The sequence below is a fragment of the Azospirillum sp. TSO35-2 genome (assembly GCF_003116095.1).
In the GTDB taxonomy this organism is placed as follows: Bacteria; Pseudomonadota; Alphaproteobacteria; order Azospirillales; family Azospirillaceae; genus Azospirillum.
In genome coordinates this window covers 1766946-1786976 of sequence record NZ_LGRA01000021.1, presented here as the reverse complement: position 1 = coordinate 1786976, position 20031 = coordinate 1766946, and the positions used below count along the sequence as shown (strand labels likewise).

The following is a 20031-nucleotide window of genomic DNA, read 5'->3' as shown; positions in this document are numbered from 1 at the left end:
GATTCGAACCAGCGTACGCTATCGCGGGCAGATTTACAGTCTGCTGCCTTTAACCACTCGGCCACCCTTCCAGTCCGCGGCCTGGCAGTGCCCGCCGCGGAGTTCGGCAATATGCGAATTTTTCGGGCCTTGTCAACACGGGTTAAGCGGTTCACACCAGAAAAAATTCGGCGGCACGTTCCGGCGGCCCCTCCCTCCTCTTCGTGGGTATCATGACGCGCTCCAGACATCCCGCCCCCAGCTCTCACCCGGCCCCCCACCAGGAGCGGTCGAAGGGCAAGCCGCAGCACCAGCCGCAGCCGGACGCCGAGGCCGCCCGCCCGCCCCGCGGCGCCGGAAAGGGCAAGCCTCCGGCGGCGCGCGGCGTCCTGCTTTATGGGCTGCATCCGGTGTCCGCCGCCTGGACCAACCCGGAGCGGCGCATCCACCGCCTGCTGGTCACCGACTCCGGCCGCGCCGCGCTGGAGCCCGCCATCGCCGCGGCGCGCGCCCGCGGGCTGGCGCGACCGGAGGCGACTCCGGTCGACCGCACCGAACTGGACCGCCTGCTGCCGCCGGGCGCCGTACACCAGGGGGTGGCGGTCGACACCTCCCCCCTGCCCGATGTCGGGATCGAGGACATCTGCAACGAACTGGCCGGCGCGACGTCGGCGGTGATCGTCGCGCTCGACCAAGTGACCGATCCTCACAATGTCGGGGCCATCCTGCGCTCCGCCGCGGCCTTCGGCGCCCGCGCCGTGGTGGTGACCGAACGCCATGCCCCGGAGACCACCGGCGTGCTGGCCAAGAGCGCGTCCGGCGCGCTGGAGGCGGTCCCACTGGTGCGGGTGACCAATCTGGCCCGCGCGCTGACCGAGTTGCAGCAGCACGGCTTCTGGTCGGTGGGTCTGGCCGAATCGGGAACAAGCACGCTCGCCCAGGTGAACCTGACCGGAAAGACGGTGCTGGTGATGGGGGCGGAGGGCAGCGGCCTGCGCCGCCTGACGATGGAGCGCTGCGACGCCGTCGCCCGCCTGCCCACCGGCGGCCCGGTCGGCAGCCTGAACGTCTCCAACGCCGCCGCCGTGGCGCTCTACGAAGTGGCGCGGCTGCGGGAATAGCCGTCCTGCCCGGCCGCGCCATCCGACGGCCCGATTCCACGACCGCTGGGCCAAGTGCTTGTTTGCACGGAAAAGGGACGCTAATGTGGGCGTCCCGCCCGCCGCGGGTGTGCCGGATTAGCTCAGCTGGTAGAGCAGCTGATTTGTAATCAGAAGGTCACGGGTTCGATTCCTGTATCCGGCACCATTTCCCTCATCACCGCGTCCCTCCCTTCGACCCGGTCGGTTTGCGGCGGCCAAACGCTCTCGTCATCCAGCGGACCGGCAGACCTACCAGCATGGCGGCCACGCCGCTCTGGAACAGCATCAACGCTGCGGCGAATGCCGGCGGCATCTCGCCGATCAGGTTGCCCGCGTCATCGAATTCCTCCGGCGGCCAGTACAAGGTGCCGGCGGCCAGCGCAGCGCCACCCACGATCAGTACAGCGCAACCAAGCCAATAGACACGAGCGAAACCGCGGCCGCGGACGGCCAGCACCAACGCGGTGGCGAGGAGCGTCAGGACGGCGGCCGACAGCGCCGCGACGAGGGTCGTCGCTCCCATCTCCGACATCGGCGGCTCCTGGCTTCGCGGGGTCCGGACGGGAACCTCCGGATGACGGCGGTGGTTGGACCATGGGCAGGCACGACGGACGGGCATGCCGGTGCGCACGCCGCCCGGCCCTCCCGTTCCGCCTGCCATCCCCCGCCAGCCTGTGCGAAAGGCCGACCATGAACAAGCCCCAGCGTCCCGAGTCGGGCCGCGACACGCCGACCTCTCCCAGCGCGGCCACCAGCGCCGGGGCCAACCGGCTGCGCGCCGACATCGACCGCGGCCTGACCGGCGACAAGGTGCCGGCGACCGATCCGGCCGCCGCACCGCTCGGCACCGACGACGAAGCCGCCGGCACCGCACCGCCGCTTGGCGATGGCCGCGGCCACGCCGTTCCGCCGGACCAGCGCATCCCGCCCGGCCAGAAAAAGGGCGGCAGCACGCTCGACACCTGATCCACCGCACCGCGGATCCCCCGGGGATCTGGATTCGCTGCGTCCGGCGTCCGATACGCAAAAAACCCGGCCGGGTCGCCCCGGTCGGGTTTTTGTGCGCGTCGGATGGCCGAGGTGCCGGAGCGGCTTGCCCCGAGTCGCCCGGAGGGGCCGACGATCAGAAATAGCGTTCCGGAATGCGGACGACGTCGTCGGGCATCACCGCGGTGGTGATCGGCGCCTTGCGGATCTGCTTCTTGGGATCGTTGCCGCGGGTGATGAGGACATAGTCCTCCTTGGCGCGATAGGTGTAGCCGCCGGCCATCGCCACCGCCGACAGGGCGGTCATGCCGTTGACGTACTGGTACTGGCCGGGGTTGCGCACCTCGCCCAGGATGAAGAAGGGCCGGTGGTTCAGCACCTCGACGCTGACCTTCGGATCCTTGACGTAGCCCTGGGCCAGCCGGGTCGAGATTTCCTTTTCCAAATCGCGGGTGCTGCGGTTCTTGGCCGTCACCTCGCCGATCAGCGGCATCGCCACCTTGCCGGTGCCGTCGACCCGGAACTCGCCGGACAACTGCTCTTCGCCGAACACGATGACGCGCAGGGCGTCGCCGGGGCCCAGATTGTACTCGCTGATCTGGCCGACGTCGGCGGTCTCCAGCGGAGCGTCGTTGCCGGCGCATCCGGTCATGGCAACGGCGAGCGCGGCCAGCCCGATACTCTGGCCCAGCGCGCGGATCACATGACGTCGATTCATCCCAAAACCCCTTCCCTGGCTGTCGGAAGCCTGCCGCGGCGCCCGGACCGGCCGGTTGAGCCGGTCGGCTGGCGGTGGCGTCCATTGGTCACGCACCTCAATTCGGGTGGAGCCTAGCAACTCGCAAGCGCTTGGGAAAAAGTGGAGAGGAATTACCGCCTTCGGATCCCTCCAGTCGACGCCTCCCGAGTCCAAAGTGCCGGCATAAGAAAAGGGCGCCCGTCATAGGACGGGCGCCCTGCTCTGCTCGGCGGGACCTTGTAGGACCTTTGGCCGGTTCTTTTCCCGGCCACCCTGTCCTATGACCAGACTACATCTGGGCGCCGAGGCGCAGATAGATCAGGTTGTCGGAATAGTCGGCGCTGTTGAGGCTCGAGTTCCGCTTCTCGTAGGTGTAGCCGCCGGTCAGGAACAGGTAGCGGTTCATCTGGTAGGTGCCGCCGAGGCTGGCGGTGTAGACGTCGTCGTTGCGGCTGTTGCCGTTGAAGTCGTCGCGGCGGTACTGCAGGCGGCCGTTCAGCACCAGCGTGCGCAGCAGCTCGTGGTCGACGCCCAGGGCGAACAGGCTGCGGGTGTAGCTGGACGCGGTGCCCAGGCCCAGGCTGCTGCTGGTCTCGCGCACCTGGCGGCTGACCGTGGCGGTGACGGTGGTCAGCTGCGTCACCGACCAGTTCAACCGGCCGCCGAAGGACAGGCCGCCGAAGTCTTCCAGCCGCGAGTCCTTGTAGTTGCGGACGAGGTAGCCGGCGAAGACCTCGCCGGTGATCAGCCCGGTCAGGTCGGTCGCCAGACCGGCCACCACCTCATAGCCGTCCGAGTCGCGGTCGACGCCGGCGAAGTCGCGGTTGTCCTTGTGGCGGGTCCAGGAATAGGTGCCCTGGATGAAGGTCTCGTAGCCGTCGATGAATTCGTAGCCGACGCGGCCGACGGTGGCGTACTCCCAGCGGTCGCGGTCGCCCTGGCGGGCGACGCCGCCGCCGATTAGGCCGACGTCGTCATATTCGGTGTACTGCGCCGAACCCGACAGGCGGGCGCGCAGGCGGTTGAAGCGCTGGGTGTAGCCGGCCTCGCCGCCGCTGGTGCGGTAGGTCACCGGCTCCGAATAGCCGGCGGAGCTGTTGATGTCGCCGCGGCCTTCGTGGTTGCGGCGGTGGAACAGCTGCCCGTCGAGCGCGCCGCTCTTGTTGACGTCGTAGCGGCCGGTCGCCTGCAGCGCATAGTCGGTGTAGTTCTCGCCCGAATTCTCGCGGTAGCGGCCGGCGTCGGCCGAGGCGGAGAAGCCCAGCGCGTGGGCCGAGAAGTCGGACTTGATGTCGAGCCGCGGCCGCACCGTCCAGATGACGTCGTCCTGGTGGTTGTCGCGCGTGGCGTAGACGTTGCTGTCGTAGGTCGCGCCCGTCTCCAGCCGCGGCAGGAACAGGAAGGAGCCGGCGCGGACGCCGAGCTGCTCCACCTCCGGCCGGCGGCGCTCCAGCACGGTTTCGCCACGCTGAAGGTCGTCCTGGGCGGCGGCGGGAAGCGACGTCAGCCCGGTCGACGCGAAAGCAAGGGCGAGAAGGGTCAGAGTGCTGGTCTTCATGGAGTCACCGCGCATGGCTGGGTTCGGTCGGCTCGACGGCCCGGATGGCCGTTTTCCTTGGCGGCACGTCCACTCGCTCGCGCGCAGGGGGCATGCACCGTGGTTGGGACAGGCCCGGCCGCCGCGACCGGCGGTGGACGCATCCTCGGCAAAGACACAACAAGGCGTGCTCCCGGCGCAACAGTGAAGCCGCGCGCCGCCCGCTTTTGCGCCGGCCTGTGGTGTCGCCGCAACAAAAGCTCGTGGCCCGGCAAGATGATCGGCCCGCGCCATCCGGTTGATTCCGGCCGGCTTTCACAACGGGCCTAAGATGAAAGTGATAGACCGCGGCGGCTGCATTGCCGGGACCCGCCCACGCCTGTTTGGAACCGGCCCGGCGGCATCCGGTTGTTCATGGCGTTTCCCTGATCCCGAAAGGATTCCCATGACACGCCGACTCGACACGCCGCCCCCGCCCCGCTCGCCGAAACGGCCGCCGGACGACGCGATGCCGCCCTACACGCCGGGCGGGGTGCCGGCGCCGCGGGGCGAAGGCCCCGCCAGCCCCGACGAAAAGACCGCACCGCCCAACAGCTACCCTCCGAAGACGAAACCCTGACAAGGTTCGATCTCCATCCAATCGCCACCCAATGGCAGCGGGTGCGGGCGTCCGACGTCGCCAAGCGCATCACCGGGCCGCCGCCGGGTTTCTTCTTTCGGGCTGGGAACGACGGCGGTGCAAGACTGTGGCCCTATGCCGCATCCGCGAAGGTTGCCCCATGGGCGTTGCCTTTCTACCCTTTTCCATGAGGAACGCATAATGGACGCACTGGGTGGCGACGCGCGATCAACGCCGCACCACCCCATGCCCACGCAGCCGGGAGCGGCGGTCCGTGCCCGCCCCAGCCTTCGTCCCGGACCGAAGGCGGGCGCGAACCACGGGCCCATGCCATGGACGACTTCGGACGACTGCCTCCCGACGACTACCAGTTGGCCGGCCAGGTTCACCACCGCCTGCGACGGGCGCACCAGCGCGCGTCGGCCATCTTCATCGACCTGATCGGCGACCAGTTGCTGACGCCCACGCAATGGTCGGCGCTGGCCACCCTGCACAGCGAGGGCGCGCTCTCGCAGAACCAACTGGGCCGGCTGACCTACATGGATCCGGCGACGACGCAGGGGGTCATCCTGCGGCTGGTCGAGCGCAACCTGGTCGAACGCAACCCCGATCCGCAGGACCGCCGCCGCACCAGCGTCAAGCTGACCCGGGTCGGGCAGGCGCTGGTCGCCGACCTGATGGCCAACGCCGCCGCCGCGCACGAACGCACGCTGGAACCCCTGACCGACGAGGAGCGTGTGCAGTTCATGGCGCTGCTGGCCCGGCTGATGTGACGGCGGACCGGCCGCCGGCGGGCCAGCGTCCGCCGCAACACCGGAATCACGACGCCGAATCGGGGCGGCGGCCTTTGAAGCGGTGACTTTTGCGCCGGGTTTGCTATGAACGCGAGGGGGTTGCGTCGCGCGAAGGCGCCCCGACCGCCCCCCTTGTCCGCGTTCCGACCCGGACAGGCCACGCGTCCCACATGAACCGGGGTCCCCGCAGGATGATGCACCGCCGTCCGATCGCCGCGCCGCCGGCCAACCGCCTTCTCCCGGGCGCACTCCTTGCCGCGCTGTCCGCCGCCGTCGCCGCCACCACGCTGACGGCCGGGCCGGCCGCCGCCCAGAAGGCGGGCTTTTCCGGCGCGCCGGTGCGGGTGGGCGAGATCAACAGCTACACCGGCCTGCCCGCCTTCACCATCCCCTACCGCCAGGGCTGGCAACTGGCGCTGGAGGAGATCAACGCCCAGGGCGGCGTGATCGGCTGCTGCGAGTTGCAGGTCGTCTCGCGCGACGACGCCGGCAAGCCGGACGACGCGGTGCGCGTCGCGCAGGAATTGGTGACCAACGAGGCGGTGGACGTGCTGGCCGGCACCTATTTCTCGCACATCGGGCTGGCGGTCGCCGACTTCGCCGCGCGCAACAAGGTGCCCTTCGTCGCGGCGGAGCCGCTGACCGACGCCATCACTTGGTCCAAGGGCAACCGCTACACCTTCCGCCTGCGCCCCAGCACCTACATGCAGGCGGCCATGCTGGTCGAGGAGGCGGCGAAGCTGCCGGCCAAGCGCTGGGCCACCGTCGCGCCGAACTACGAATACGGCCAGTCGGCGGTGACGTGGTTCAAGCAGTTGCTGAAGGAAAAGCGCCCGGACGTCGAGTTCGTCGCCGAGCAATGGCCGGCCCAGGGCAAGCTGGAGGCCGGCCCGACGGTGCAGGCGCTGGCCGCCGCCAACCCCGAGGCGATCTTCAACGTGACCTTCGGCGCCGATCTCGCCAAGTTCGTCCGCGAGGGTGAAGGGCGCGGCCTGTTCCGCAACCGCAAAATCGTCAGCCTGCTGACCGGCGAGCCGGAATATCTGGAGCCGATGAAGGACGAGGCGCCGGAAGGCTGGATCGTCACCGGCTATCCCTGGGACCAGATCGACACGCCGGCGCACAAGGCCTTCGTCGCCGCCTACACCGCCCGCTTCAAGGAGTCGCCGAAGCAGGGCTCGGTCGTCGGCTACACCACGATGAAGGCGGTCGCCGCCGCGATCACCAAGGCCAGATCGTCCAACGCGGAACCGATCGTCGACGCGCTGGCCGGCCTGACCATCGACAGCCCCTTCGGCCCGGTGACCTTCCGCGCGTCCGACCATCAGGCAACGATGGGCGCCTATGTCGGCACCACCACCGTCAAGGACGGCCGCGGCACCATGAAGGACTGGCACTACGCCGACGGCGCCAACTACCTGCCGCCCGACGAGGCGGCGCGCAAGCTGCGGCCGGCGGAGTAAGCGCCGCAAGCTTCGAGTGCTCCCATGTCCTTCCTCCTCGTCCAAGCCCTCAGCGGCCTTGCGACCGCGGCGACGCTGTTCCTGGTGTCGTCGGGGCTGACCATCGTGTTCGGCGTGACGCGGATCGTGAATTTCGCGCACGGCTCCTTCTACATGGTCGGTGCCTATGTCGGCTGGTCGCTGATCGAGCGGTTCGGCACCACCCCCGCCGGCTTCTGGGGCAGCGTCGCCGCGGCGGCGCTGGCGATGGGGCTGCTGGGCGCCGCCATGGAAATCGGCCTGTTGCGCCGGCTCTACCGCTCGCCGGAGCTGTTCCAGCTGCTCGGCACCTTCGGCGTCGTGCTGGTGGTGCAGGACGCCGCCGCCTGGTTCTGGGGGCCGGAGGATCTGCTGGGCCGCCGGGCCGCCGGGCTGAAGGGGTCGGTCGACATCCTCGACCAGCCCTTCCCGCTCTATGACCTAGTGCTGATCGGGCTGGGGCCGCTGGTGCTCGGGCTGTTGTGGCTGCTGTTCAACCGCACCCGCTGGGGCACGCTGGTCCGCGCCGCGACGCAGGACCGCGAGATGGCGAGCGCGCTCGGCGTCGATCCGGCGCGGCTGTTCACCGGGGTGCTGTTCCTGGGCTGCGCGCTGGCCGGGCTGGGCGGCGCCCTGCAGGTCCCGCGCGAGGCGGTGACCCTGCACATGGACATGGCGATCGTCGTCGAGGCCTTCGTCGTCGTCGTGGTCGGCGGCATGGGCAGCCTGCCCGGCGCCTTCCTCGCCTCGCTGCTGATCGGCCAGTTGCAGGCCTTCGGCATCCTGGTCTTCCCGCAGATCACGCTGGTGCTGGTCTTCCTGTTCATGGCGGTGGTGCTGGTGCTGCGCCCGCACGGCCTGCTCGGCCGGGCCGAGGAGGTGCCGCCGACGGCGCCCGCCGCGCTGACCGTGCCGCTGTCGGCCGGGACCGCCGCGCACTGGTGGGCGCTGGCGTTGCTGGCCGCGCTGGCGCTGGTGCCGCTCGCCGCCGGCGACTATGCGGTGATCCTGCTGACCGAGGTGGTGATTCTCGCCCTGTTCGCCGCCAGCCTGCATCTGCTGATCGGGCTGGGCGGACTGGTGTCCTTCGGCCACGCCGCCTATTTCGGGCTGGGCGCCTATGGCGCGGCGCTGCTGGTCAAGCACGCGGCGGCGCCGATGCCGCTGGCGCTGGCCGGCGCGCCGCTGCTGGCCGGGGCGGGCGCGCTGCTGGCGGGCTGGTTCTGCGTGCGGCGGTCGGGGCTGTATTTCGCCATGCTGACGCTGGCCTTCGCCCAGATCGCCTGGTCGGTCGCCTTCCAATGGTCCGCGGTCACCGGCGGCGACAACGGCATCCTTGGCGTCTGGCCTTCGGCCTGGGCGGCCGGCAAGGCGGCCTATTACTGGCTGACGCTCGGCCTGTGCGGCGGCGCCCTGTGGCTGCTGCGCCGGGCCGCCTTCGCCCCCTTCGGCTACGCGCTGCGCGCCGGCCGCGATTCGAGCCTGCGCGCCGAGTCGGTGGGGATCGACGTCCGGCGCGTCCAGTGGATGGCCTTCGTGCTGGCCGGGACGGCGGCGGGGCTGGCCGGCGGGCTCTACGCCTTCGCCAAGGGCAGCGTCTTCCCCACCCTGCTGGCGGTGCCGCTGTCGGTCGACGCGCTGGTGATGGTGCTGATGGGAGGCATCCAGACCGTGACCGGCCCGCTGGCCGGCGCCGCGGTCTTCCACCTGCTGTGGTCGGAGGTGATGAGCGCCACCGACTGGTGGCGGCTGATCCTCGGCCTCGTCATCGTCGCGCTGGTGCTGGTCTTCCCCAAGGGGATCGTCGGCTTCCTCGCCGGCTTGCGGGGGCGGGCATGAGCGAATTGGTGGTGCGCGACCTGCAACGCTCCTTCGGCGGGGTGCAGGCGGTCGACGGCGTGTCCTTCACCCTGCGCTCGGGCGACCTGCTGGCGCTGATCGGGCCGAACGGCGCCGGGAAAAGCACCTGCTTCAACCTGCTGAACGGCCAGTTGCGCCCCGATGCCGGCTCGGTCCGGCTGGACGGGACAGAGTTGGTCGGGCTGCCGCCGCGCCGCATCTGGGCGCTGGGCGTCGGGCGGACCTTCCAGATCACCGCGACCTTCGCCTCGATGACGGTGGCGGAGAATGTGCAGATGGTGCTGCTGTCGCGCGCCCGCCGGCTGTTCGGCCTGTGGCGCCCGGCGGCGGCGCAGTTCCGCGAACCGGCGCTGGCCCTGCTGGACCGCGTCGGCATGGCGGGTCAAGCGGACCGGCCTTGCGGCGTGCTGGCCTATGGCGACCTGAAGCGGGTCGAGCTGGCGATGGCGCTGGCCAGCGAGCCGTCGGTGCTGCTGATGGACGAGCCGACCGCCGGCATGGCCCCCGCCGAACGCCTCGCCCTGATGGCGCTGACCGCGGCGCTGGTGCGCGAGCGCGGCCTCGCCGTGCTGTTCACCGAGCATGACATGGACGTCGTCTTCGGCCACGCCACCCGCGTCCTGGTGCTCGACCGCGGCCGTCTGATCGCCGAGGGCACGCCGGCGCAGGTGCGCGCCGATCCGCGCGTCCAGGCGGTCTATCTGGGAGACGAGTCGTGACGGAACCGCTGCTCACCGTGGAGGGCCTCCAGGCGTGGTACGGCCGCGCCCACATCCTGGACGGCGTCGCGCTGACGGTCGGCCGGGGCGAGGTGGTGGCGCTGATCGGCCGCAACGGCGCCGGCAAGACCACCACGCTGAAGGCGATCATGGGGCTGGTCGAGCGGCGCGGCGCCACATTGCGCTTCGACGGCCGCGACCTCGCCGCCCTGCCCGCCCACCGCATCGCCCGGCTCGGCGTCGGCTATGTGCCGGAGGACCGCCGCATCTTCGCCGACCTGACGGTGGAGGAAAACCTGGAGGTCGGCCGCCAGCCGCCCCGCCCCGGCGCGCCCGCCTGGACGCCGGACACGCTCTACGCCCTGTTCCCCAACCTCGCCGAGATGCGCGGCCGCCGCGGCACGCGGATGAGCGGCGGCGAGCAGCAGATGCTGACGCTGGCCCGCACGCTGATGGGCAACCCGTCGCTGCTGCTGCTCGACGAGCCGTCGGAGGGGCTGGCGCCGCTGATCGTGAAGCAGATGGCCGAAGCGGTGCGGCGGCTGAAGGCGGAGGGGTTGTCGGTGCTGGTGTCCGAGCAGAACCTGTCCTTCGCCGCCGCGGTTGCCGACCGCGCCTGCGTCATCGAAACCGGCCGCCTGCGCTGGACCGGCAGCATGGCCGATTTGATGGCCGACGAGGCGGTGAGGACGGCGTATCTGGCGGTGTAAAAGCCCTCTCCCGGGACGGGAGAGGGAGCCCCTCACTGCCCGATGAAGCTCAAATCCATCACCGACTTCGGGTCCAGCGTCTTGTCGACCTGCCCTTCCGACTGCCAGAACTTCACCTGGTTCACCACGTCGTCCACCAGCAGGCGGGCCTGCGGGTCGACGTAGGGCAGGCCGCCGGCGACGATCTCCGGCTTCTGCTTGGTGGCGTCGGCGATGATGGTCAGCAGCTCGTCATAGCCGGGGCCCTTCACCAGGGCGCCCGAGGCGTCCTTGCCGTTGAAGGCGGCGTGGTATTCGGCCAGCGCCGTCTTGTAGGCGCGGATGAACTTCTCGACCAGCGGGCGGCGGTCCTTGATCGTCTTGGGCGCGGTGAACAGGGCGCCGAGCTGCCACGGCGTCTCGTCGCCGGCCCAGCCGATGATGGTGCCGGCGCCGTCGGCCGCCAGCTGCCGCGACACGGTCGACGGCGCCAGGATCGCGTCGACCTGCCCGCCCTTGAAGGCGGCGACCATCTTCGGCACGTCCTGCAGCGGCACCATGGTCACGTCCTTGACCGTGAAGCCGTATTTCTGGCCGAGGATGCCGATCATGTAGTGGAAGGTCGAGCCGACCGTGGTGATGGCGATGCGCTTGCCCTTCAGGTCGGCCGGCTTGGTCAGCCCGGCCTCGTACGCGGCCTTGGTGGCGACGTAGCCGCTCAAGGGGAAGCCCGGCTCGTCGCGGCTCTGCGCGGCGATGATGGTGACGGCGCCCTTGGAGGCGAGGTTGTAGAAGCCGGCGGTCAGCCCGGTCACGCCGAAATCGGCGTCGCCCGAGGTCACCGCGACCGGCACCTGCTGGGCCGAGGTGAACATCTTCAGGTCGACGTCCAGCCCTTCCTTCTCGAAATAGCCCTTGGCCTTGGCAATGAAGATCGGACCGGAGGAGGACAGCGCCAGCACGCCGACCGTCGCCTTCTCCAGCGGCTGGGCCGGCGCCTGGGCCTGGGCGGCCGACATCCCCACGGACATCAGGGTGCCGGCGGCCAGCGCGGTGCCGGCGGTGGCGATCAGGACGCGCCGGGTGAGGCGGGCGAGGGTCATGGACGGAAATCCTCCCGGGTCGGTGGTTCGAGTTTCTTGGAAAAGATCGTCAGCGCCAGTTCAGCAGCCGGCGCTCCAGCAGCGACAGCACGGTGCCGATGGCGAGCCCCATCAGCGACAGCACCAGCACGCCGGCCAGCAGCGTGTCGGTCTGCATCAGGTTGCCGGCCATCAGCACGAAGGCGCCGATGCCGTATTCGGCGCCGATCATCTCGGCGGCGACCACCAGGATCAGCGCGATCGACGCGGTGATGCGGAAGCCGGCCAGGATGCCCGGCAGGGCGCCGGGCAGCACGATGGAGCGCAGGATCGACCGCCAGGGCAGGCCGAAGCTCTGCGCCATGCGGATCAGGTTGCGCGGCACCGAATCGATGGCGCTGCAGGTGGCGATGACGGTGGGGAAGAAGACGCCGAAGCCGATGGTGGCGAATTTCGACGGCTCGCCGATGCCGAACCACAGGATGAACAGCGGCAGGAGCGCGATCTTCGGGATCGGGAAGAAGGCCGACACCAGCGGCACGCCGACCGCGCGGGCGGTGGAGAAGATGCCCATGGCGAAGCCGACCAGCATGCCCCCCAGCGTGCCCAGCACCCAGCCGACGGCGATGCGCCCCAGCGACGCCTTCAGGTTCAGCCACAGCGAGCCGTCGGTGACCATGCCGGCCAGCGCGCGGCCGACCGCGCTCGGCGGCGGCAGGAACAGCGGGCTGGCGAGGCCGAGGCGGCTCGCCCCCTCCCACACCGCCAGCAGGGCGGCGAAGGCGGCCAGCGCCGCCCAGGGATGGCGCTTCACGGTGAAGCCGCCGCCGCGGAAGCGCACCGGCTGGGCGGACACGCCGTTCACCAGCGGATTGACGGGCAGGCTGTCAGGCACGGGCGATCTCCCGGTCGGCCATCTGGGCTTCGGCCTTCATCAGGTGCCACAGCCGTTCGCGCACCGCGGCCAGATGGGCCTGGGCCGACGGCTCCTGCCGGCGCTCGCGCGGTTCCTCGATGGTGACCATCTCGCGAATGCGGCCAGGGCGGCGGCTCAGCACGCAGACGCGGTCGGCCAACCGCAGCGCCTCGTCCAGATTGTGGGTGACGTAGAGCGCGGTGGTCTTCTCGCGCCGCCACAGCTCCAGGAAATCATCCATCAGCAGCTCGCGGGTCTGGGCGTCCAGCGCCGACAGCGGCTCGTCCAGCAGCAGCATCGCCGGGCGCACCGCCAGCGCGCGGGCGATGCCGACCCGCTGGCGCATGCCGCCGGACAACTGCTTGGGCAGCGCCTTGCGGAATTCCCACAGGCCCATGCCGCGCAGGCCGGCCTCGATCCGCTCGCGCCGCTCGGCGGCGGGCAGCGGGTGGTGTTCCAGCACCAGGGCGACGTTGTCCTCCACCGTGCGCCAGGGCAGCAGGGCGAAGTCCTGGAAGATGAAGGTGATCGGGTTGAGGCAGCCGTCGGGCACCTCCCCCTCCACCCGGATCGAGCCGGCGGTGGGCGCCACGATGCCGCCGGCAATGCCGAGCAGCGTCGACTTCCCACAGCCGCTGGGGCCGATCACCGCCAGGATTTCACCCTCCGCCAGAGCTAGATCGATGCCGTCCAGAACGGTCAGATCGTCGTAACGGTGGGTCAGATCGGATACAAGAAGCCTCATCGCGCCCTTTTTCGCCCGCGGCGCCCTGCCGCACCCGCTCCGGCCGATCGAAGCGGACTGTTCGTTGGGCCTGCCACTATAGCGCGGCGATCGAACGGGGGAGAGTGGAAAGGGCACCTGCATCTCAGCCATACGCCGGTATGGGCACGGGTCGGCGCGGCGGGAATGCGACAGTCCGGGTGGCGGTGCGACCGCCGGCCGCGTCGCTTTTGCGACACCGGCCGCGACGTCAGCCGATGCCGCTGAACGCCCCGCCGCGGGCCGGCGCGTCGAGCGCCCGCAGGGCCGCGGCACAACGGCCGACCACCGCCTCCGCCACCGCGTGACGGTCGCTCAGCCCGGCCTCGTCGATCTCGTCGGGAGTCATCGCCTGCAACAGGACGCGCAGGGTGCGGACATAGGCCCGCAGCAGGGTGGCTTCCTCGACATGGTCGCCCAGCAGCCCGGCCCGCCCGGCGGCGGCGCGGAGCGCGCACAGCTCGCCGTCCAGCGAGACGGCGGCCTGCTCGATGGCCGAGAGCGCCCGCGTCAGGCGGACATGCTTGAGAACGACGACCTCGGCCATGCCCATCCTCCGCTGCTGCTACCGCGGAAAAAGCAACCGGCGTGCCAGACGCCGAGAGTGGACTCCGCTCAGCGTCCCCGCATCGACGGGTGCCACGCCGTCGTCAGCCGCTCCAGCAACGCCAGCCCGCCGTAGAAGCCGGAGCCGGTCAGCGCCGCCACCGCGATGGTCGCCCACACGATGTCCAGGTTCATCCGCGCCACCTCGGTGGAGATGCGAAAGCCCATGCCGACGACCGGGGTGCCGAAGAACTCCGCGACGATGGCGCCGATCAGCGCCAGGGTGGAGTTGATCTTCAAGCCGTTGAACAGGAAGGGCAGCGCGTTGGGCAGCCGCAGCTTGACCAGCGTGCGGCCATAGCCGGCGCCGTAGGACCGCATCAGGTCCAACTGGATGCGCTCCGAATTGCCCAGCCCGGCCAGCGTGTTCACCAGCATCGGGAAGAAGGTCATGACGACGATGACCGCCGCCTTGGACTGCCAGTCGAAGCCGAACCACATCACCATGATCGGCGCGATGCCGACCACCGGGATGGCGCTGGCGAGGTTGCCGAGCGGCAGCAGCCCGCGCGCCAGGAACGGCACGCGGTCGGCCAGGATCGCCACGGCGAAGCCGGCGCCGCAGCCCATGACATAGCCGCGCAGCACCGACACCAGCACGGTCTGGCGGAAATCGTCCCACAGCACCGGCGCGTTGGCGGCCAGCGCCGCGGCGATGCGGCTGGGCGCCGGCAGCAGGATGGCCGGCACGCCGAAGCCGCGCACCAGCACCTCCCACCCCGCCAGCAGGCCCAGGCCGAACAGGCCCGGCACAAGGACGGAGCGGGTCCAGCCCGGCACGCCGGCCAGCGTGCCCATCACCCGCCACAGCAGCAGCGTCGCGACGACCAGGAACAGCCACAGCCCCCAGCCGGCCGACAGGTCCACCCCCTCGTTCATCAGGTGCAGCGGCAGCAGCAAGGCCAGCGCGACGCCGGCCAGCTCGACCCAGGCGCCCGGATACTGGATAGCGGCCAGCCGCCGCGGCGCGCTGCGCCCGGCGATGACCGCCAGCACCACGCCGATCAGGAACAGCGGCGCCGCGCCGGAAGCGCCGCCGAACCAGCCGACGACGGCGCCGTCCCTCGTGCCCAGCGGCAGCATCAGCGCCGCCAGCGCCAACAGGGCGAGCGCGACCAGCCCCCAGTCGGCGGCGGTGCGCAACGTGGTGCGGTAGGGGTCGACGGTTGCCGGATGGCCGCTCATCGCGCACCCGCCCGGCCCAGCAGGACCAGTTCCAGGCCGCGCACCGCGGCGATCAGCAGCACCGACAGCAGCGACGCCATGATCAGCGCCGCCCAGATCTGCACCGTCTGCCCATAATAGGAGCCGGACAGCAACCGCGCGCCCAGCCCGGCCTGCCCGCCGGTCGGCAGCTCGCCGACGATGGCGCCGACGACGCTGATGGCGACCGACACCTTGAGGCTGGTGAACAGGAACGGCATCGACGCCGGCAGCCGCAGCGACCAGAAGGCGCGCAGGCGGCCGGCCGAATAGGTGCGCATCAGGTCGAGCCACAGCGGATCGGCGGAGCGCAGCCCCTTCACCATGCCGACGGTGATCGGGAAGAAGCAGAGATACATGCAGATCACCGCCTTCGGCAGCAGCCCGGTCAGCCCGATGTTGCCCAGGATGACGACGATCATCGGCGCGATGGCCAGGATCGGGATGGTCTGGGACGCGATGACCCAGGGCAGCAGGCTGGCCTCCAGCGTGCGGGTGTAGACGATGCCGACGGCCAGCAACGTCCCCAGGACCAGCCCCATCGCCAGCCCGGTCAGCGCCGCCTCCGCCGTCACCCAGGCGTGGAACAGCAGGTTGCGCGGGCTGCTCGGCGCGTAGCCGGTCAGGGACCCCCACAGCTCGTCCAGCACCTGGACCGGGGTCGGCAGGATCGGCCGCTTCATCGCGTAGGCCTGCCCCAGCACGTCGCCGAAGCCGGTCGGGTGGCCGGCGCGAACGAGCGCCTCCTCCGCCTGCGGCCAGTTCAGCCAGGCGGCACCGATGTACCACGCCGCGATCAGCAGCAGCGTCATGGTGGTGACGGGAAGGGCGCGCTTAATCATCGTAGCTGTGCCCCTCCTTCAGCCCCTCGCGCACGCGGTGGGCGATGGCGGCGAATTCCGGGGTCTCGCGGATGTCCAGCGTGCGCTCGCGCGGCAGGGCGTCGCAATCGATGACGTCGAGGATCCGGCCGGGGCGCGGGCTCATCACCACGATGCGGGTCGACAGGAACACCGCCTCGGCGATCGAGTGGGTGACGAAGACGCAGGTCTTGCCGGTCGCCCGCCACAGCTGGGTCAGATGCAGGTTCAGATGGTCGCGGGTGATCTCGTCCAGCGCGCCGAACGGTTCGTCCATCAGCAGCAGGTCGGGCTGCAGCGCCAGCGCGCGGGCGATCGACACGCGCTGCTGCATGCCGCCGGAGAGTTGCCAGGGAAACTTGCGCTCGAAGCCCGACAGGCCGACGCGCTCCAGCTGTTCGCGGGCGCGGGCGTGGCGCTCGGCCTTGGCCAGCCCCATGATCTCCAGCGGCAGCATGACGTTGCGCTCCACCGTCCGCCACGGGTAGAGCGCCGGCGCCTGGAAGACGTAGCCGTACAGCCGCTTCAGCCGCGCCTGCTCCGGCGTCATCCCTTCGATGGCGACGGCGCCGGAGGTCGGCCGCTCCAGGTCGGCGATGACGCGCAGCAGCGTGGTCTTGCCGCAGCCGCTGGGGCCGATCAGCGAGACGAAATCGCCGCGGGCGATGGTCAGGTCGACCTCGCTCAACGCCGTCACCGGCCGGTCGGCGGTCGGGTAGACCAGCGAGAGCTTGCGCGCCTCCACCACGGTCGGGGCCGGAGCCGGCCGGGGCGCCGCCCCCTGTGAGTCGAACGGTCTGCTGTCCGGCGATGTGGCATCCGGCGAGGTCGGGGAGGTCACGGGCGGCGGTCCTTCGGGCGCGATGCGGTTACGGGCGGATAAGCGTGCGGAACGATGGGCACGCTATCATCGCCGCGTCCGCCGCGCCAGACCGGCCACCGGACCGCCCGGCGGCCCGATCAGGCCGCGAAAGAACTGGACGGCCCGCAACCATCCGGACAGGATCACGCCTCCGCCGTGCCGCCTGCCGCCCAACCCTTGTGCGCCGCCCCGCCCGATCGTCCCACGCATGGCCCCAGCTCATGACCGCCGCCAAGCCGCACCCGCCCACCATCGAGATCACGCGCGAGGACGGCGCGAACGGTGCCGTCTTCCTGGCGACGCCGGCGCTGACGCCGATGATCCGGACGCGCTACCTGCTGGTCGCCGGGCTGCTGGCGACCGGCTTCATAGCCGGGGCCGGGCTGGCGCCCGACGGCATCGCCGGCATGCTGCAATGGCTGGCGGTGTTCTGCGCGGTGCCGGTGCTGCTGTTGTGGGTGGTGATGCTGACGGAGACGGTGCAGCGGCGGGCGGTGCGGCTGGGGGTGACGCCGCGCGGGCTGACGGTCGACGGGTCCCGCATCCACCCGCACGAAACCATCCGCGATCTGGCGCTGTACCCGATGGTCGGCGGCAAGCCGCTGTTCGTCGCCTGGATCGACCCGGCGCACGATTACGGCCACATGGCGGAAATGAAGCTGGTCGGCGGCGACGTGGCGCCGAACGACAAGGTCAAGGCGGAACTGAAGGCCGCCGGCAGCCGCAACGTGCGGCTGGTCATGCACCGGCGCGGCGGGCACACCGGCATCGTGCTGGTGCGCGGCCTGTCGCTGTCGGGCGGCCAGACGCTGCTGGCGGCCCTGGCGGCGGAGCTTCGCGCTCACAGCCGCTAGGGCGTGTCCCGGACCGACGGGGGGTGGAGTCCGGCAGGCCGGGCGTGGACAGACCGGACGTCGACAGACCGGACGTCAGCGGCGCGGAACGGCCGGCGGCTCCGGCAGGTCTTCCTCCAGGATGACGACGCTCAGCGCATAGGACACCTCGCCCTCGTCCTCGTCGCGGTTCAGCGTGCCGAAGAACTCGCCATCCACCGTCACCTCGGCCGACTGGCCGGCCTTGGCCGGCGGCTCGATCACGATCTTGGGGTTGCCCAGCGTCTTGCGCAGGTACATCTGCACGCGGGCGATTTCGGTGTCGGACATCCGGACGGCGGACGGCTTGGCGGGCGGCATGGCGAACCTCGTTGTCTGCGAAGGAGCGTCATATAGGCGGCTTCGCCGCGAAGGGAAAGCGCTACCTCGCTCCATCCGCGCACGCGACGGCCACGCCGCCCCGCCCCTGCCCGTCCGCGCGGGGTAACGCCGTGTCGGCCGGGCGCCCCGAAAGAGCGGCGCTGCGCAAGGGCGGAAAAGGCTATGCTCCCGCCAGCGGTACGCAACAAGGGGCGGCCGCGGAGGGCAACCACAGTGGGCGACCACTGGGCTGTCCGCAGCGAAGACGGAGGACGAAACGCCGTGTTGTTGAGAACGATGCTCGCCGGGCTGGCCCTGCTGTCCGCCGGTACGGCGGTGGCCACCGCGGCCCCGGCCACCGCAGCGGCGGCGGAGTCCGGCCGGCGCGTCGCGCTGGTGGTCGACAACGGCCGGTACGCCGCCCTGGACAACCCGTCGGCCAAGGCCGCGCCAAACGCCGCCGCCAACGGGGCGGCGATGGCGACGGCGTTGCGCCGGGCCGGCTTTTCGGTGACGCGGGCCGACAATCTCGGCCGGGTCGCCATGGAATCGGCGCTGGAGCGCTTCCGCGAGGCGCTGTCGGGCGCCGACCTCGGCTTCATCTATTACTCCGGCCTCGCCGTCGGGGTGGGGGAGCGCGAGTTCCTGCTGCCGACCGACGCCGCCCCCGCCAACGCCGACGAGCTGGCGCGCACGGCGCTGGATCTCGACGCGTTGCTGACGGACCTGAAGGACGCCGGGCGCAAGACGGTGGTGGTGATCGACCCGGCCACCGCCGACGCCCTGGCCCAGCGGGTCGGCGGCGGGGCGCTGGGGCCGCCGATGGACGCCGACGGGCTGTTCGTGGTCTACGCCCACCGCCCCGGCGTGGCGCCGGTGCCGCCGGGATCGGGCAAGGGCCCCGATCCGTTCACCGCCGCGCTGGCCCGCGAGATGGTCAAGCCCGGCGTGGCGCTGCGCGATTCGCTGGCCGAGGTCGCCCGCGCCGTCGCCCAGCGCAGCGACGGCCGCCAGTTGCCCTGGTTGCAGGACCGGCTGGCCGGCGACCTGATCCTGGTGCCGGCCGTCGCCGCGGCGCCGAAGCCGCCGGCCGGCCCCCCCGCCGACCAGCCGCAGCCGGACAAGCCCGCGCCCGACAAGCCGAAGGAACCGCCGGTGGTGTCGACCCCCAGCCTGCCGCCGGGCGAGTATGAGGTGACGAGGAGCGGCGTGCTGTTCGACCGCCCGGCCTTCGGAGCGCAGGGGCTGGCGCCGCTGACCGCCGGAAGCATGGTGACGGTGGTGGAGACGGTGCCGCAGGGAAGCTGGCTGCGCGTGCGCGATTCCGCCGGGCGGATGGGCTTCGTCACCGCCGCCAATCTGGCCGCCCGCTGGACCGACCCGACCCCCCAGGCCGCCCAGCCGCGCGGCACGGTGGAGGCCGGCCCGTCCGCCGACCCGTCCTACAACGCCGCCGAGCCGCCGGCCACCGGCGCGTCGGATCCCGCGAACGGCGATCAGCGACCGGGGGCTCAGCGCCAGGGCGGGCAGAGCTTCCCCAACCCGCCGGTCCCCAGTGCCGACACCGCGCCGGTCACGGCGGAGCAGCAGGCGATGCGCGCGCTGGGTGACGCCCGCACCGCGGCGGAGCGGGCGCGCAGCCATCCCGACAGCCGCTACTGGGTCTATGGCTTCGGCGGCGGCGACCGCTATGAAGGGGCGTGGGCACAGCCGTCCTCGTCGTCGGGGTCCAGCCTGGGGCGGCCGATCCGGCAGGGCGCCGGCGTCTATCATTTCGCCAATGGCCAGACCTATGAAGGGGAATGGGCCGGCGACCTGATGTCGGGGCACGGCGTCATGACCTTCACCGACGGCAGCCGCTTCGTCGGCCGTTTCCGCGACGGCCAGCCGGACGGACCCGGCGTGTTCCACTACGCCAACGGCGGACAGAGCGCCGGGCAATGGCGCGGCTCCGTCCGCCTGGATCAGTGACCTGTTTTAGAAAGTGCCGACCTGCGGTC

21 protein-coding genes and 1 tRNA gene are annotated in these 20031 nt (G+C 71.0%); 11 read left to right on the top strand and 11 right to left on the bottom strand.

The features are described from left to right. Positions 1–212: 212 nt before the first annotated feature. Together rlmB and TSO352_RS24195 are read left to right on the top strand one after the other, a co-directional pair. Positions 213–1100 (top strand): 23S rRNA (guanosine(2251)-2'-O)-methyltransferase RlmB, encoded by an 888-nt coding sequence (rlmB, locus tag TSO352_RS24200; protein ID WP_109109711.1) that lies wholly within the window; start codon positions 213–215, stop codon positions 1098–1100. 111 nt (positions 1101–1211) lie between these two features. Further along, a tRNA-Thr gene (locus TSO352_RS24195) sits at positions 1212–1287 on the top strand. Between the two features lie 9 nt (positions 1288–1296). Here TSO352_RS24195 and TSO352_RS24190 read toward each other — a convergent pair. After that, positions 1297–1653, bottom strand: coding sequence for a hypothetical protein (locus tag TSO352_RS24190; protein ID WP_109109710.1), 357 nt, complete (start codon positions 1651–1653; stop codon positions 1297–1299). Positions 1654–1811: 158 nt separating this feature from the next. Here TSO352_RS24190 and TSO352_RS24185 point away from each other — a divergent pair, with 158 nt between their 5' ends. Continuing rightward, positions 1812–2087, top strand: a complete 276-nt coding sequence (locus TSO352_RS24185; RefSeq protein WP_109109709.1) for a hypothetical protein — start codon at positions 1812–1814, stop codon at positions 2085–2087. A gap of 157 nt (positions 2088–2244) precedes the next feature. On the opposite strand, the gene TSO352_RS24180 is transcribed toward TSO352_RS24185, so the two are convergent. Together TSO352_RS24180 and TSO352_RS24175 are read right to left on the bottom strand one after the other, a co-directional pair. Next, a complete protein-coding gene (locus tag TSO352_RS24180; protein WP_109109708.1) occupies positions 2245–2826 on the bottom strand; it encodes a polysaccharide biosynthesis/export family protein in 582 nt (193 codons plus the stop codon). A 310-nt stretch (positions 2827–3136) separates the two neighbouring features. Continuing rightward, positions 3137–4405, bottom strand: a complete 1269-nt coding sequence (locus TSO352_RS24175; RefSeq protein ID WP_109110846.1) for an outer membrane beta-barrel protein — start codon at positions 4403–4405, stop codon at positions 3137–3139. Between the two features lie 424 nt (positions 4406–4829). Between TSO352_RS24175 and TSO352_RS33315 the strand changes: the two genes are divergently transcribed. The 6 genes from TSO352_RS33315 (at position 4830) to TSO352_RS24150 (ending at position 10567) form a co-directional block, all read left to right on the top strand. Beyond that, complete coding sequence (locus tag TSO352_RS33315) at positions 4830–5003, top strand: hypothetical protein (protein ID WP_158284622.1); 174 nt, start codon at positions 4830–4832, stop codon at positions 5001–5003. Between the two features lie 332 nt (positions 5004–5335). After that, on the top strand, positions 5336–5776 hold the full coding sequence (locus TSO352_RS24170; protein ID WP_109109707.1) for a MarR family transcriptional regulator: 441 nt from the start codon (positions 5336–5338) through the stop codon (positions 5774–5776). Positions 5777–5988: 212 nt separating this feature from the next. After that, the gene (locus TSO352_RS24165; RefSeq protein WP_109109706.1) at positions 5989–7260 is read left to right on the top strand and encodes an ABC transporter substrate-binding protein; all 1272 of its coding nucleotides are present in this window, start codon (positions 5989–5991) and stop codon (positions 7258–7260) included. A 24-nt stretch (positions 7261–7284) separates the two neighbouring features. Continuing rightward, on the top strand, positions 7285–9117 hold the full coding sequence (locus tag TSO352_RS24160; RefSeq protein WP_109109705.1) for an ABC transporter permease: 1833 nt from the start codon (positions 7285–7287) through the stop codon (positions 9115–9117). Continuing rightward, a complete protein-coding gene (locus TSO352_RS24155; protein WP_109109704.1) occupies positions 9114–9857 on the top strand; it encodes an ABC transporter ATP-binding protein in 744 nt (247 codons plus the stop codon). Before TSO352_RS24160 ends, TSO352_RS24155 begins: the two co-directional genes overlap by 4 nt. Further along, entirely contained in the window at positions 9854–10567 is a 714-nt protein-coding gene (locus tag TSO352_RS24150) for an ABC transporter ATP-binding protein (RefSeq protein WP_109109703.1), read from the top strand. Before TSO352_RS24155 ends, TSO352_RS24150 begins: the two co-directional genes overlap by 4 nt. Positions 10568–10599: 32 nt before the next feature. Here the strand turns inward: TSO352_RS24150 and TSO352_RS24145 are convergent, their stop codons facing one another. The 7 genes from TSO352_RS24145 to TSO352_RS24115 all read right to left on the bottom strand — a co-directional run bounded on the left by TSO352_RS24145 (position 10600) and on the right by TSO352_RS24115 (position 16724). Continuing rightward, the gene (locus TSO352_RS24145; protein WP_109109702.1) at positions 10600–11649 is read right to left on the bottom strand and encodes an ABC transporter substrate-binding protein; all 1050 of its coding nucleotides are present in this window, start codon (positions 11647–11649) and stop codon (positions 10600–10602) included. A 49-nt stretch (positions 11650–11698) separates the two neighbouring features. Then, positions 11699–12523 (bottom strand): ABC transporter permease, encoded by an 825-nt coding sequence (locus TSO352_RS24140; RefSeq protein WP_109109701.1) that lies wholly within the window; start codon positions 12521–12523, stop codon positions 11699–11701. After that, positions 12516–13289 carry an ABC transporter ATP-binding protein gene (locus tag TSO352_RS24135; protein ID WP_109109700.1) on the bottom strand — a complete coding sequence of 258 codons (774 nt, stop codon included), beginning with the start codon at positions 13287–13289 and terminating at the stop codon, positions 12516–12518. The genes TSO352_RS24140 and TSO352_RS24135 overlap by 8 nt, the downstream gene beginning before the upstream one ends. Positions 13290–13518: 229 nt before the next feature. Next, entirely contained in the window at positions 13519–13854 is a 336-nt protein-coding gene (locus TSO352_RS24130; RefSeq protein WP_109109699.1) for a hypothetical protein, read from the bottom strand. Positions 13855–13922: 68 nt separating this feature from the next. After that, complete coding sequence (locus tag TSO352_RS24125) at positions 13923–15098, bottom strand: ABC transporter permease (RefSeq protein ID WP_109109698.1); 1176 nt, start codon at positions 15096–15098, stop codon at positions 13923–13925. Continuing rightward, positions 15095–15958, bottom strand: coding sequence for an ABC transporter permease (locus tag TSO352_RS24120; RefSeq protein WP_109109697.1), 864 nt, complete (start codon positions 15956–15958; stop codon positions 15095–15097). The genes TSO352_RS24125 and TSO352_RS24120 overlap by 4 nt, the downstream gene beginning before the upstream one ends. Then, positions 15951–16724 carry an ABC transporter ATP-binding protein gene (locus tag TSO352_RS24115; RefSeq protein WP_109109696.1) on the bottom strand — a complete coding sequence of 258 codons (774 nt, stop codon included), beginning with the start codon at positions 16722–16724 and terminating at the stop codon, positions 15951–15953. The genes TSO352_RS24120 and TSO352_RS24115 overlap by 8 nt, the downstream gene beginning before the upstream one ends. A 335-nt stretch (positions 16725–17059) precedes the next feature. On the opposite strand from TSO352_RS24115, the gene TSO352_RS24110 reads away from it, so the two are divergent. After that, a complete protein-coding gene (locus tag TSO352_RS24110) occupies positions 17060–17692 on the top strand; it encodes a hypothetical protein (RefSeq protein ID WP_109109695.1) in 633 nt (210 codons plus the stop codon). Positions 17693–17767: 75 nt separating this feature from the next. On the opposite strand, the gene TSO352_RS24105 is transcribed toward TSO352_RS24110, so the two are convergent. Beyond that, positions 17768–18031 (bottom strand): DUF3126 family protein, encoded by a 264-nt coding sequence (locus TSO352_RS24105; RefSeq protein WP_109109694.1) that lies wholly within the window; start codon positions 18029–18031, stop codon positions 17768–17770. Between the two features lie 282 nt (positions 18032–18313). Here TSO352_RS24105 and TSO352_RS24100 point away from each other — a divergent pair, with 282 nt between their 5' ends. After that, positions 18314–20002 (top strand): caspase family protein, encoded by a 1689-nt coding sequence (locus TSO352_RS24100; protein WP_247872372.1) that lies wholly within the window; start codon positions 18314–18316, stop codon positions 20000–20002. Positions 20003–20031 lie beyond the last annotated feature (29 nt).

Coding starts and splice junctions, on each gene's coding strand:
- TSO352_RS24125 (WP_109109698.1), bottom strand. CDS start 15,098: ATGAGCGGCCATCCGGCAACCGTCGACCCCTACCGCACCACGTTGCGC.
- TSO352_RS24135 (WP_109109700.1), bottom strand. CDS start 13,289: ATGAGGCTTCTTGTATCCGATCTGACCCACCGTTACGACGATCTGACC.
- rlmB (WP_109109711.1), top strand. CDS start 213: ATGACGCGCTCCAGACATCCCGCCCCCAGCTCTCACCCGGCCCCCCAC.
- TSO352_RS24120 (WP_109109697.1), bottom strand. CDS start 15,958: ATGATTAAGCGCGCCCTTCCCGTCACCACCATGACGCTGCTGCTGATC.
- TSO352_RS24165 (WP_109109706.1), top strand. CDS start 5,989: ATGATGCACCGCCGTCCGATCGCCGCGCCGCCGGCCAACCGCCTTCTC.
- TSO352_RS24155 (WP_109109704.1), top strand. CDS start 9,114: ATGAGCGAATTGGTGGTGCGCGACCTGCAACGCTCCTTCGGCGGGGTG.
- TSO352_RS24130 (WP_109109699.1), bottom strand. CDS start 13,854: ATGGCCGAGGTCGTCGTTCTCAAGCATGTCCGCCTGACGCGGGCGCTC.
- TSO352_RS24170 (WP_109109707.1), top strand. CDS start 5,336: ATGGACGACTTCGGACGACTGCCTCCCGACGACTACCAGTTGGCCGGC.
- TSO352_RS24190 (WP_109109710.1), bottom strand. CDS start 1,653: ATGTCGGAGATGGGAGCGACGACCCTCGTCGCGGCGCTGTCGGCCGCC.
- TSO352_RS24105 (WP_109109694.1), bottom strand. CDS start 18,031: ATGCCGCCCGCCAAGCCGTCCGCCGTCCGGATGTCCGACACCGAAATC.
- TSO352_RS24175 (WP_109110846.1), bottom strand. CDS start 4,405: ATGAAGACCAGCACTCTGACCCTTCTCGCCCTTGCTTTCGCGTCGACC.
- TSO352_RS24160 (WP_109109705.1), top strand. CDS start 7,285: ATGTCCTTCCTCCTCGTCCAAGCCCTCAGCGGCCTTGCGACCGCGGCG.
- TSO352_RS24180 (WP_109109708.1), bottom strand. CDS start 2,826: ATGAATCGACGTCATGTGATCCGCGCGCTGGGCCAGAGTATCGGGCTG.
- TSO352_RS24110 (WP_109109695.1), top strand. CDS start 17,060: ATGACCGCCGCCAAGCCGCACCCGCCCACCATCGAGATCACGCGCGAG.
- TSO352_RS24145 (WP_109109702.1), bottom strand. CDS start 11,649: ATGACCCTCGCCCGCCTCACCCGGCGCGTCCTGATCGCCACCGCCGGC.
- TSO352_RS33315 (WP_158284622.1), top strand. CDS start 4,830: ATGACACGCCGACTCGACACGCCGCCCCCGCCCCGCTCGCCGAAACGG.
- TSO352_RS24185 (WP_109109709.1), top strand. CDS start 1,812: ATGAACAAGCCCCAGCGTCCCGAGTCGGGCCGCGACACGCCGACCTCT.